The organism is Pseudoalteromonas sp. CO348, assembly GCF_004208845.1.
Classification (GTDB): domain Bacteria; phylum Pseudomonadota; class Gammaproteobacteria; order Enterobacterales; family Alteromonadaceae; genus Pseudoalteromonas; species Pseudoalteromonas maricaloris.
The window spans coordinates 182609-194880 of the sequence record NZ_SGPI01000017.1; the positions used below are offsets into that span (position 1 = coordinate 182609).

The following is a 12272-nucleotide window of genomic DNA, read 5'->3' on the forward strand; positions in this document are numbered from 1 at the left end:
GAGACATGTGAACTTTCCTTATCGTATTTAACCAAATATGAACTTTGTACACAGTTACTTTTATTACCACACTATTGAGGTTTCTTTATTCGCTTACTACAATAAAGACTGTATATTTAAACAGTTTTGTTATGCCAATTATTCGATATCGCTATCATTACGGTAACACTTACTTGAAACGCGGAGGACTAGCAGAACGAACTTCTGCGTTGATACAAGACCGTGTTAGATTTACTTATGATGAGGGTGTTCATATACTGCCCTTTAGAGGTTTTACAAAAGCAAGTAGAGATCATAGCAATTTACCGCACGTGGCATTAGATGGTGTGACTGCGATTACTTATGATCCCATGGCCATGAGTGGCTGGATTGAGCTGCCAAAGCGACCACATCTCGCCGTAATTTATAAATCTTGCGTCTACTTGGTGTTAGACGACAAAGGCTTACCTGTAGCTTATTAAGTCGCAGCTTTATATTACCTACTCAATATTACCTGATAGGAGGATAACTTTCTTATAGTCATCCCACATCCAATAATTTTCATAGGGACGTTCGAAACCTTTCTGCATATCAGAAAATACTTGATGAAAATCAAATTTCAAATGTTCACCAAATGTGCCTTCATCAAAAGGAGTTGAAGATGAAATAGCTAACTTTCTATCGGCTGAGGGCATTATAGCATTATTTTTAATAATCTCCGCAGTTGTCGGCTTCAAAAACGTAACACATCGCTGCATAGTCTCCGCGAAATCATGCAATCGAATTCTATTTGGCGTTGGTAGGTTCTCTGCAACACTAAATGAAATTGGATTTTCATTTAATCGCTCATACAACGAATCGCTTTCAAGGTGTTGCTCCAACAAGCCGAGTATAAGAACCACGGTGTTAATGTGAGTCAATTTCACTTTTGAATAGTTAACCGCATAGTCCAGGCTGATCTGAAATCTATCTAATATTTGCTCTATATCTCTTAGTGCTAGATTGTTATGTTCAAATACTTCTGCAAAAAAATAATTGTTCTTTTGTTGCTCTCCAACAAATGGATAAAGTTTTAAACCTTGTTCCTCGTATTTATCAAAATCCAACTGTTTGGCAGCGAGATATTTATTTACAGAGACACGAGGTAAATTAACTTTTCTACTAAAAAATCTACGTAAATAGAGTTTAGCGTCAAAGCTTTGGCCATAAACAGATCTTACAGAGTGTTCAAGCACATCGGTATTTGTAGCTACGAGAAAAGTACACCCTTCAGTCTCAAAAAAATGCTTTATTACTTCTAAAACTTCAATTGCATAGTTAGGTCTACACCTATCTAACTCATCGATCAGCACCACTATGGGCATATTCAATTCGTAAATAATTTTTAAAATGCCTGATATGTATGTAATTAACTCCCTTATATCTTTGAGCGCCTGCACCGCTTCAAGGTGATTTTGCTTTACTAAGTCGACTAACTTGTCTGCTTTTGTATTTAGATCAAAATCTGGTGTTGCTGTAACAGCAGCTGATGCAGCCTTAGTAACAGTGGCTGCTTCTGGCTCCCCTGCTAAAATAGCTCCAACTTCCATATATTTAAGAAAACAACCAAATTTGGACTTTAGTTCATTAATCTTTTTCTTTGCATCTGATTTTGGCTTTGCCTTGCCATTTGGAGCCTTTTCTTTTAAAGCAAACTCTATTTGCTGTAAAAATTCACTACAGATAACTGCTAAGGGGTTGTTAGAGAAATCACTTTCCCAAATATCTATATAAACTACGGGGTGCTTTTTTTCAGCGAGCTCAACGTATAAACGCCTAATAAATTCAGTTTTACCAGAGCCATATACTCCATCTAAATTTATAACTCTGCTATGGCTTGTAAGAAATGAGCTAAGGAACTCTCCATACTCCCGACGACCATTTAGACATGTGTCCCAGTTGTACTGTTCCACCCACGATTTGTATTTACTTGCGAAACTAGAGATATCCATTCAAAAGACCTTAAAAGCTAAAATTCTACAACTTATGCTATCTTTTATTCTTAAAGATTTATAGCTAATTAGCTGCTATATTTGCTCCTAAGTATACGCCCCACTACAAGTTATTAATCTCTTGTTCAATACATTGCCAATAGAGCTCGTATGCTTCTCGCTGATCATTGATATAGTCATGCTTGTTATATACGGCCATTACACCACGCATTGCATGCCCCAGCATTTTTTCAGTTACATGCGGCAAAACGCCTTGCTCACTTAATAGCGTACTTAACGATCGTCGTGCATCGTGTGGCACAAACTTCGGTATTTTATATTTTGTATTTAGGTGGTTCCACATTCTGTCACAGAACTGGTTAATTGAATGGACTGTGGTTGATTTTGAAAGGTTTGCACCAGGGAACACAACTCCTTGGCGGCCATAAACTAAACCTTGATTGTTTATTATTGATAGCAGTTTTTTTGTGAGCGGTCTTCTAATTGCTTTATTCGTCTTGGAGTTTTCAGGGGGAACTGTCCATGTGCCACTTTCTAGATCTATGTGCTCCCACCGCATTAACCTCACCTCTGACTGCCTTGCTCCGGTAATAAATATAGCTTGTAAACATGCTTTGGTTGTTGGTGTTGCTTTCGACTGCTCAATTTGGCGCCAGAGTAATGCAATCTCTTTAAATGTTAGCCAGCGTTGCCCTTGAGTACTTGGCTCACCAACATGCTTAGTTTTTAAATCTAAAATAGGATTATTATTGGGTATTTCGCCACGCATAGCAGCCCACCTTATTGCGGACTTTAATCGTATTAAAATGATCGGCGCTAGCTTGGCTGAGCCTTCACTTCTTACAAAATCAAAAAACTTGTGCCAGTCTACAGGTGACATGTCTTCCGCTGGTTTTTCTGTTAAGTGCGGCAAGATCCATTTCTTGATGTTGTTTGCGTATAATATTTGCGTCTTTTCTTTGAATTTAGATTTCTCAGCGTCAAACCATGCTGCGGTTATCTGAGCTGGCGTCCGTCTAGCTACATCTCCTTGCCTACGTTCCTTAAGTTTTACTCGCGGATCTTCCCCTGCCGCAATCCAAGCTTTTAAGAGTGACACTAAATCTTGTGCGTCTTTTACAGATAAGTCTGGGTAATAACCAATCGTGACGATCTGCTGACTTCTAAGGTATCTAAAACGATATTGCCAGGCTACCGTTCCGTTGCTATTACGTCTTACTCTTAGTCCGTCTCTATGCGATAATACGATAGGATCTTTTTTCTTGTTTACTAGCTTTCGCAGCTTCGCGTCTGTTATTGCCATAGTTACCACGATATACACACTTGGTAGTTTTGATATACACACTTATATACACACTTGTGCATAATTGCAAGAAACATGGAAAAACAAAGAGAAAACAAAAATAGCAATAAGCCATTGATTTTATGAAAAATATGAGCCAATCAGAAACATCAGGAAACGACCAGAATACACCCACTATCTATTGGCACGACTACGAGAGTTGGGGGGCGACGCCGCAAAAAGACAGGCCAAGCCAGTTTGCTGGGATCAGAACGGATCTGGATCTCAATATTATTGGTGAGCCACTGATTGAGTATTGTCAGCCTGCTCCAGATTATCTCCCGCATCCTCAAGCCTGTTTAGTTACTGGGATCACACCACAATTAGCACTAAAAAAAGGCCTGACCGAAGCCGAGTTTATGGCAAAAATCCACGCTGAATTTGCCAAACCACAAACCTGCGTTGCCGGATATAACAGTATTCGGTTTGATGATGAGCTAACCCGTTATAGCCTTTATCGTAACTTTTATGACCCCTATGAGCGTGAATGGCAAAATGGCAATAGCCGCTGGGACATCATAGATCTGGTAAGAGCCTGTTATGCGCTTCGTCCAGAAGGGATTGAATGGCCAACCCGTGAAGATGGCAATCCGAGTTTTAAGCTGGAACACTTAACCGTCGCCAATGGCATTGAGCACGGCGCCGCGCACGATGCATTGAGTGATGTTACCGCAACGATTGCGCTGGCAAAACTGATAAAAACCAAACAGCCAAAACTGTATGAGTTCTACTTTAATCACAGACATAAAAAAGCGGTGTCGAGCCTAATCGACGTTTTCAATATGCAGCCTTTAGTACACGTTTCTTCTATGTTTCCAGCACAACAAGGTTGCACCACTTGGATCGCGCCGATGAGCTTTCACCCGATCAATAGCAATGCAGTGATCTGCTTTGATTTAACACAGGCACCGGAGGTATTGAATGACCTTGACGTTGAGGCACTCAAACAACGGCTTTATACAAAACGCAGTGAATTGGGTGATGATGAGCTACCGGTTGGATTAAAACTAGTACATATCAATAAATGCCCGCTGGTAGCACCAGCTAAGACCCTCTTGCCCGAAAACGCAGCAAGGCTTGGAATTGACCGCGAGCAATGCCTTGAAAACTTAAAGTACCTTAAAGCACGCCCAGAGCTAAGGGATAAGGTTGCAGAAGTCTTTAGCGATGAAAAGGGATTCGAGAAACCAAGTAATCCGGATTATCAACTCTACGATGGTTTCACCAGCAAGGCCGATAAAGCCAAATTTGCAATCATTCGCAATGCATCGCCCGAAGAGTTGGCAACCATTGAACTGGATTTTGAAGACAGTAAATTTAACACTTTGCTGTTTCGCTATCGGGCAAGAAACTGGCCGCAGTCGCTCTCACCTGTAGAGCTTGATAAATGGCGTAAATATTGCCAAAACAAGTTGATGCATAATGAAGATAACCCTTCAATTTCAGCCGAAGATTTTATGCTGGAGCTTGAAAATTTAGTCGCAGAAAATGAAGGTAATGAGCGCAATATGCAAATCTTAAAAGCGCTTTATCATTACGCTCAAAGCTTGTAATTCGCAGGTTTTCGGCCTATGGGTGTCGGCCCGTTGGAGGTCGGTCTAAAGATGTCGACCTAAAGGCCGACCTACGGTGCGTGTGTCATGGAAAATGGGATAAGACCATGCAATGATAAATGGCCTAGGTGTCGGCCTAAAGGCCGACCTACGGTTTAGGTGTTACCCATTTCCCAGGACCTTGGCAGGATCCGTTTTGGTAGCTTGCCAAGCGGGATATAAGCTTGCGACGACTGCCATAACAAAAGTCGTGACTAAACTGATATAAATGTCTGTCCAAATAATTTTGCTCGGTAAGTATTCAATAAAGTAGACGCCTTCAAGCGGATTGCTATCACTCATATTGATCCAGGCTTTAAAAATATCGGGAATATTAATAGCAATAAAAATGCCGATCCCAGTGCCCAGCAGTGCACCTATCCCTGCATACGTCACACCTTGTAGCGCAAAAGTCGAAAAAATCGTACTGTCCTGTGCGCCCATGGTTTTCAAAATGGCGATATCCGCCCGCTTTTCTTTTACTTCCATCACCATAGAAGAAACGATATTAAAGCTCGCGACAGCGATGATCAGAAATACCACGAGATAGACGATAGTGCGCACCATCTGAATATCTTGATACAGTCCGCCTTGCGTACGAAACCAAGACGATACGTACACTAAATCGGGTAATGCCCTACCCGCTGATGTCGCAATTTGCTGTGCCTGAAACACATCACTCACCTTGGCACGCAAGTCCGTTACTTGGTCTTCTCTAAAGTCCATCGCTTCTTGCAATGCATTAAGCGGCACTAAGGCTAATGTTTGGTCAAGTGGCCCACCCATATCGATAAGTCCCACCACAGTCGCCGTTAATCGCTTTGGCGCAGCGAGTGGATTATCCGAATGTTTGTTAGCAACCAAGAGTTGAATATTATCGCCAGCCACGACACCAAGCTTGTCAGCTATCCCTTTGCCGATGATCACTTCACCCGGTTTTAATGCTTTTAGTTCCGCACCTTTTATAAATTCACCTATGCTCGACACCATATGATGCCTATTCGGTGCGATCCCTTTTAACTGCGCCGCTTTTAAGGTGCCTTTGTATTGCAGCATAGCTGTTAAGTTAATTTCAGCCGTCGCGCTTACGACGCCACGTTGACTCTCCAAGATCTCTACTTTTTGCTGCCACGCTTGAATAGGGTCGTAAGGTGCTTGATAACTCACTTGCGGCACCACCGACAACAGCCGCTGCTCTAATTGTTCTTCAAAACCATTAATCACAGAAAGTGCGACTATCAATACTGCCATACCCAGCATTACACCAAGCGTAGAAGCACGGGTTAAAAAACCAATAAAACCAAGCTGACGTTTAGACTCTCTAAAGCGTTTGCTTAAAAAATAACTAAGCATGCTGATACACACCTACTTTGCCATCGTCCAGTTGCACTGCACGACCAAGCTTATCTGCCAACTCTAAGTCGTGTGTTACAACAACAAAGCTGGTTTTTAGCTGTTGATTGAGTTCAGCCAGCAAGTCATAAATTCTCAGAGCATTATGCTTATCAAGATTGCCGGTTGGTTCATCAGCTAGCACCAAATCAGGTTCTGTTACTAACGCTCTTGCAATCGCAACACGCTGTCTCTCCCCCCCAGAAAGCTCTGAAGGCTTATGATCAGCACGATGACTCAAGCCTACTTTATCAAGCATGAGTAATGCTTTTTCTCGGGCTTTTTTTGCTTTATTACCGGCAATTAATAACGGCATCGCCACATTTTCAACCGCGCTAAACTCCATCAACAGATGATGAAACTGATAGATAAAACCCAAATGCTTATTTCTAAATTCCGCCTGCTTTTTACGTGACAGCTTGCCAACTTCCACACCTTTAATTTTTACACTGCCAGTGGATGCTTTATCCAAGGTACCGAGAATATGCAGTAAAGTACTTTTACCTGAGCCCGAGCTACCCACAATCGCAAGCATCTCACCTTGGGTTACAGATAAATCAACGCCTTTTAATACCGTTACTTCGGCTTTACCATCTTGGTAGCTTTTGACCAAATTTTGGCAGTCAATGACTAAATCACTCATATCTTAATACCTCTGCTGGCAGCACACTCGACGCGCGTTTAGCTGGATACAAGGTTGCTAAAAAGCTTAGCAATATGCTGCCCACTGCCATAATCGTTAAATCTGTTAGTTCTATTTTGACCGGAAGTTCAGCGCCACCAAGCAACTGAAGGCCTGCGAGGTGGAGCACCTCATTAATATTGTTCGACAGCAATAATCCACCAGCAACACCAATGAGTGTGCCAAAAACGCCGTTATACATCCCTTGCGCCATAAACACTTTTGCTATCATTTGTGGTGTAAAGCCAAGCGTTTGCAAAATAGCTACTTCCCCTTGCTTCTCACTCACCATCATAGATAGCGCTGAAATGATATTAAATACAGCCACTATCACAATAAGGCCAAGTAATAGCGACATAATGCGCTTTTCCATTGCAACGGCCGCAAACAATGTACCTTGCTGAGTTTTCCAATCCTGTGTCTCGAGCCCCTGCAACAAGCTGTCCGCTTGCTGATAAAAATCTAGCAAGCTAAAAGCATCATATAAATGAATGTTAAGGTCGTATTGCTCTGGCTTCTTGCGCATTAACCGCTGCAAGCTTTTCCCATCGGCAAATGCCAAATAAGTGTCAGCTTCGCTTTGGCCATCATATATGGCAGCTACGGTGAATAAGCGCTGCGTCGGTGTGCGGCCAAGCGGTGTGTATGTGGTGAATTCAGGCATGATCACGCGGAGTTGCTGACCAACGCTTACGCCAAGTTTATTGGCTAAATAGCGACTCAGCGCCACTTGGTATTTTTGCTCGTACAATCGAGTTAAACTGCCGGCACGCACTGCATCATCTAACGCTGTTTCATACCCTTGAAATAGCCCTTGAAGTTGCACGCCCACCAAATCTTGATTGGTTTGTAGAATTACGTCACTTGCAACATATGGCGAAACTTGTTTAACCAACGGATGATTTTCAATGGCTTGTAATTTATTTTGATCAAGTTGCTCATTTTCCTTAATTTGCACATGCGGGATCAAATCAAGCATGGCGGCTTTTAAGGTTTGCTCAAAGCCATTCATCACTGAGCTGACGGTGATCAAACTCATTAAGCCAAGGGCGATACCCGCAATTGAGAAAAATGAGATAAACGATATAAATGCATTGCCTTTCGCAGCACGGCTATATCTTAACCCAACAAAGAGGCTAACTGGTTGAAACATAATCTATCTCGTAAAAAACTGCTGCACGGATACTAACATACTCAAAACCAGATTGATGGCAGGATTGCTATAAAAAGTGTGACAAACTATAAATTTGTTGACGTTTAGGTGCGCATTGCTTATCCCGTCAAAACTTTACTGCTCGCCATACTTAACGATTACCTTTTGCGGATCTGATATGGCACGTTTCTACGTTTGACTATTGTTGATTTCACCACCGATGTGTGGGTATCACCTAGTGTCGAGACTTTATCCAAAATTTCGTCTAGCTTAGGCATACTCTCAAAACACAACCTCACATAAAAACAATCCTCTCCCGTCACTTTGTCACATTCAATCACTTCAGGAATGTTTTGGATCATCGCTTCAAGTTGTTTTAGTTTACCGGGATGCTGACGAATACGCACAATCGCTGTCAGCGGGTAATCAAAGCTTTCTGGGTCTAATTCAATACTGTATTTACTAATTACCCCATACTCTTCCATACGTTTCATGCGTTCATTCACACTCGGTGAAGACATATTCACTGCCCGGGCCATTTCAGCAACGGACACTCGGCTATTGTTTTCTAACAGCTTTATAAGCTTGCTATCTATCGCATCAAGCGACCATTTTTCATTATTAATTAGTTTTCGCATTTTTGCCTTTCATTTTTAGGAAATTAGAAAAATTAGCCTTTTATTGTCTATTAGTAATACGGCAAACCCTAAGTAATATGCAAGTATAGAATTGAATATGGCAAGGTGTGAACAATGTTTGGCTCAGATAAAGAGAAAGGTTCAATAGAGATGATAATAGCTATGGTGCTGTCCGGCACCATAGGATACTTTGTCGTCAGTGCAGAACAATCCTATTGGAATGTGGTATTTTTACGTTGTGTTATTGGCGCATTGTGCCTTCTTGGATACGTGCTCGTAACAAAGCAACTGACAAAAGAGGTGTTTAAAGGTCCCGTTTTTATGACCATCTTGCTCGGCGGTATCGCGCTGGTCGGAAACTGGGTGCTATTATTCGCCTCGTTTGACTATATTCCTTTTTCAATTTCAATCATCGCATACCATCTACAACCTTTGATGTTGGTATTATTAAGCGCGGTGCTTTATCGTCAGTATCCAAGTAAGGCAATCCTTTTATGGTTGGCCATCGCCGTGGTGGGATTATGGTTGGTTGTTGGGATCCCGTATCAAGAAATAGTCGCGGTGATTTTTGCACAAGAGAGTAACCAAGCCGTTTTTGGTCTGCTACTAGCACTTGGAGCTGCATTTCTGTATACCATTACAACGCTGATGACGAAAAAGGTAAGCCAAGTGCCATCCGGTGTAGTTGCTGTGATCCAAATCTTTTTTGGTGGCTTATTTTTGTTACCTTGGGTTGATTTTGCACACTTCCCAGAGACTTCATCGAGCTGGGGTAATATCTTATTCTTAGGCGTCGTCAACACAGGGTTTATGTATGTGATCATGTATGATGCGTTTCAACGCTTAAGCACCACATTAATTGCTATTCTTTCTTTTATTTATCCGGTCGTGGCACTGTTTGTAGATTTTATTGCATTCGAACACACGATTTCGATGCTACAAACGCTTGGGATTGTTTTAATCTTAACAGCCGTCAGCGCTGTAAAGTTCGATTGGAAGTTAGGCAAATTATTTAGCACGCCAAAGCAAAAAGTCAGTTAATTTAGCTAATTTGAACTTAAAGGAAATAGCGTGATAAAAGCAGAGTAAAGTGCAAGTACTTTGCTCTGCTGCTGTCGACTAGCTTACTGCTCTAGGTAACAAATAACCGCTGCTTGCTTAGGGTTGCTTTGTGTATCTTCAATCAGATAGCTCGCTTTTTTACTGTTTTGGCATAAACACATGTCGTAATGACTGATCATGTAAGCATTACCTACAGCATCTTCATCCGTTTTTCGAATGCTACAGGTAGGCTCTCTCCAAATTGGATCCCAGCCGCTTTGGCCAATAGCAACAATTTTAATGTTTTGTTGAGTAACGAGTGCTTTCGCCTCTTCTACTTCTTGAGCAGATACAGACAATACAGTGAATGCAACGAGTGCGGTGATTAGCTTTTTCATTTTTCATCCTTAATTTAAGTCAGCGCTATAGATAAAAAACAGCAAAATACTGTAACAGAAATCAAAATATTGAATAAAAACTCTATAGCGCTTGCTATTTTATTCATTAAATATGACAACTCAAGAATAAATTTATTAAATTTATAAAAACAATTTCAACATTAAAGCCTCATCAAGAAAACTCACCTTAATACGTCAAGGCACATACTTTGGCTCCCTTCTCATCTAGATTAAATAAGCATATTAGACGCAAATTAAATAACAAAAAGAAATAAGTGAAATTAATTCCATTTATCTTAATAGCGCACTTTACACAACAAACTCGCACAGTTTAAAAATTCACAATTCCATTAACCTAAACACCATGATTTTCTTAATTCCGAATAACACAAGACATAACTCAAACAATAAAAATCCAACACTGATTATTAAGGGAAATTATTTTTCATACATTTAAAATATTAGCACATAGAGCACTTACCCTAAACTTAATTCAATAAAACTCAAATATAAAAACCAGATAAAAAACATTGCAAATAACAAAAATAATTAATCCACAAAAAACAACAATGAAATTATTTAGGTTAATTTAGTCAAAATAAAATCATTAGCATCAAAATAATTTCAATGTTTGAATACGCAACTTGTGAACGGGGTGTAATTAAAATGTGTACAACATCACTTTTGATTGCCTATTTATCATACTTCTGCATTAAGGTTTTTTGAGATGAATGGCTTTTCTTCAAACACTTGTTACGAACTTGTCTCTGAAGCGCTAGAGGATATCGAGGCTCTACATGAGGAGTTTCAAGGTGTTGAAGAGGATGAACATGCCAGCCACCGCGTTGTTGACATTGCACGGCAGTTAGTCGCATTCAAATCAATCACGCCGGATGATGTTGGGTGTCAACTGTGGTTAGCACAAGAACTACGGACTTTGGGTTTTTCAATCAAGCACTTGCCTGTTCGTGATGTGAGTAACTTAGTCGCAAGTATAGGTAACAATAGTGACGCTAGGTTTGCTTTTCTTGGTCATACCGATGTAGTACCGGCAGGAAGTGCACAAGATTGGCAGTTTAACCCTTTTAAGCTGACAGAACACAATGGCTGTCTCTTCGCTAGAGGTATTGTTGATATGAAAGGCGCTATTGCCGCCTTTTTCTGTGCAATTGAGGCTCTAGTGACAGAGTTTGGAGTACCGGAAAAAGAGCTTTGGTTGCTACTCACCAGCGACGAGGAAGGCGAAGCGGAACACGGAACCAAGCGGATCGCTCATTTTTTAAAACAGCAGCGTATTGCATTTGATTTTACCTTGGTCGGAGAGCCAAGCTCAGAAGCGTATGTAGCAGACACACTGAAAGTCGGTCGTCGTGGCGCTTTGTCTTTTACCGTCAATTTACATGGTAAAAGTGGACATGTGGCTTACCCTCAAAAAGCGACCAATGCCATCCATTTGGCGCAAAATATTATGCAAGCACTATTGTCGCAGGATTGGCCAAAGCACTGTGATAACTTTGACTCGACCACGCTGCAATTCACCCATGTAAATTCAGGAAATTTTGTCGACAACATCATTCCAAGCCAATGTCAGCTAAATTTTAATATCCGTTATACACCCGCATACGACGAATATGAATTGGTCGAGCTGGTAAGAGAAACCATCGAAGAACATACGCTCAATTATGCATTAACGACCAGCAACCCCTGCCAACCCTATTACTGCGTAAATAATGATGAGATCTCTTCTCCATCCCTCGCTATCGTCTGCGATGAAATCAACAGTCAATGTCATTTCACACCAAAACTATCGACCGCAGGGGGAACGTCGGATGGCCGCTTTATTGCTGAAATATCGACCTCAGTACTAGAACTCGGACTGGTGAACAAAACCATTCATCAAATAGATGAACACACAACAACATCCGACTTAATCCAGCTTCAACAGCTTTACTACGGCATCTATAAACGCCTGCTCTACCCTACGCTTCATGTTCACTCAACCGCTCAAGATGAACTGCTGCAACTTCGCTAATTAATAGAAAATAGATAACTTCAAGGAATGCA

Annotated in this window: 11 protein-coding genes; 4 read left to right on the forward strand and 7 right to left on the reverse strand. The window is 41.1% G+C overall.

All coding sequences use genetic code 11. The features are described from left to right. The first annotated feature begins 131 nt into the window (after positions 1–131). Positions 132–461 carry a hypothetical protein gene (locus tag EXT48_RS08365; RefSeq protein ID WP_130164179.1) on the forward strand — a complete coding sequence of 110 codons (330 nt, stop codon included), beginning with the start codon at positions 132–134 and terminating at the stop codon, positions 459–461. A gap of 18 nt (positions 462–479) precedes the next feature. On the opposite strand, the gene EXT48_RS08370 is transcribed toward EXT48_RS08365, so the two are convergent. After that, the gene (locus EXT48_RS08370) at positions 480–1970 is read right to left on the reverse strand and encodes a P-loop NTPase fold protein (RefSeq protein ID WP_130164180.1); all 1491 of its coding nucleotides are present in this window, start codon (positions 1968–1970) and stop codon (positions 480–482) included. A 103-nt stretch (positions 1971–2073) separates the two neighbouring features. Next, positions 2074–3273, reverse strand: a complete 1200-nt coding sequence (locus EXT48_RS08375) for a site-specific integrase (RefSeq protein ID WP_130164181.1) — start codon at positions 3271–3273, stop codon at positions 2074–2076. A 122-nt stretch (positions 3274–3395) separates the two neighbouring features. Between EXT48_RS08375 and sbcB the strand changes: the two genes are divergently transcribed. Further along, a complete protein-coding gene (sbcB, locus tag EXT48_RS08380; protein ID WP_130164182.1) occupies positions 3396–4865 on the forward strand; it encodes an exodeoxyribonuclease I in 1470 nt (489 codons plus the stop codon). Positions 4866–5027: 162 nt separating this feature from the next. Here the strand turns inward: sbcB and EXT48_RS08385 are convergent, their stop codons facing one another. The 4 genes from EXT48_RS08385 to EXT48_RS08400 form a co-directional block, all read right to left on the reverse strand. Further along, positions 5028–6257 carry a lipoprotein-releasing ABC transporter permease subunit gene (locus EXT48_RS08385; RefSeq protein WP_130164183.1) on the reverse strand — a complete coding sequence of 410 codons (1230 nt, stop codon included), beginning with the start codon at positions 6255–6257 and terminating at the stop codon, positions 5028–5030. Next, complete coding sequence (lolD, locus tag EXT48_RS08390; protein WP_130164184.1) at positions 6250–6939, reverse strand: lipoprotein-releasing ABC transporter ATP-binding protein LolD; 690 nt, start codon at positions 6937–6939, stop codon at positions 6250–6252. The genes EXT48_RS08385 and lolD overlap by 8 nt, the downstream gene beginning before the upstream one ends. Beyond that, entirely contained in the window at positions 6932–8131 is a 1200-nt protein-coding gene (locus EXT48_RS08395) for a lipoprotein-releasing ABC transporter permease subunit (protein WP_130164185.1), read from the reverse strand. The genes lolD and EXT48_RS08395 overlap by 8 nt, the downstream gene beginning before the upstream one ends. Before the next feature lie 158 nt (positions 8132–8289). After that, positions 8290–8769: an Lrp/AsnC family transcriptional regulator gene (locus EXT48_RS08400; protein ID WP_069022524.1), complete on the reverse strand. Its 480-nt coding sequence runs from the start codon at positions 8767–8769 to the stop codon at positions 8290–8292. 114 nt (positions 8770–8883) lie between these two features. On the opposite strand from EXT48_RS08400, the gene EXT48_RS08405 reads away from it, so the two are divergent. Continuing rightward, complete coding sequence (locus tag EXT48_RS08405; protein ID WP_130164186.1) at positions 8884–9810, forward strand: DMT family transporter; 927 nt, start codon at positions 8884–8886, stop codon at positions 9808–9810. A gap of 83 nt (positions 9811–9893) precedes the next feature. Here EXT48_RS08405 and EXT48_RS08410 read toward each other — a convergent pair whose 3' ends face one another. Next, on the reverse strand, positions 9894–10208 hold the full coding sequence (locus tag EXT48_RS08410; protein ID WP_130164187.1) for a hypothetical protein: 315 nt from the start codon (positions 10206–10208) through the stop codon (positions 9894–9896). 727 nt (positions 10209–10935) lie between these two features. Here EXT48_RS08410 and dapE point away from each other — a divergent pair. Beyond that, complete coding sequence (gene dapE, locus EXT48_RS08415; RefSeq protein WP_130164188.1) at positions 10936–12240, forward strand: succinyl-diaminopimelate desuccinylase; 1305 nt, start codon at positions 10936–10938, stop codon at positions 12238–12240. The last annotated feature ends 32 nt before the right edge of the window (positions 12241–12272 follow it).

Coding starts and splice junctions, on each gene's coding strand:
- EXT48_RS08365 (WP_130164179.1), top strand. CDS start 132: ATGCCAATTATTCGATATCGCTATCATTACGGTAACACTTACTTGAAA.
- EXT48_RS08370 (WP_130164180.1), bottom strand. CDS start 1,970: ATGGATATCTCTAGTTTCGCAAGTAAATACAAATCGTGGGTGGAACAG.
- EXT48_RS08375 (WP_130164181.1), bottom strand. CDS start 3,273: ATGGCAATAACAGACGCGAAGCTGCGAAAGCTAGTAAACAAGAAAAAA.
- sbcB (WP_130164182.1), top strand. CDS start 3,396: ATGAAAAATATGAGCCAATCAGAAACATCAGGAAACGACCAGAATACA.
- EXT48_RS08385 (WP_130164183.1), bottom strand. CDS start 6,257: ATGCTTAGTTATTTTTTAAGCAAACGCTTTAGAGAGTCTAAACGTCAG.
- lolD (WP_130164184.1), bottom strand. CDS start 6,939: ATGAGTGATTTAGTCATTGACTGCCAAAATTTGGTCAAAAGCTACCAA.
- EXT48_RS08395 (WP_130164185.1), bottom strand. CDS start 8,131: ATGTTTCAACCAGTTAGCCTCTTTGTTGGGTTAAGATATAGCCGTGCT.
- EXT48_RS08400 (WP_069022524.1), bottom strand. CDS start 8,769: ATGCGAAAACTAATTAATAATGAAAAATGGTCGCTTGATGCGATAGAT.
- EXT48_RS08405 (WP_130164186.1), top strand. CDS start 8,884: ATGTTTGGCTCAGATAAAGAGAAAGGTTCAATAGAGATGATAATAGCT.
- EXT48_RS08410 (WP_130164187.1), bottom strand. CDS start 10,208: ATGAAAAAGCTAATCACCGCACTCGTTGCATTCACTGTATTGTCTGTA.
- dapE (WP_130164188.1), top strand. CDS start 10,936: ATGAATGGCTTTTCTTCAAACACTTGTTACGAACTTGTCTCTGAAGCG.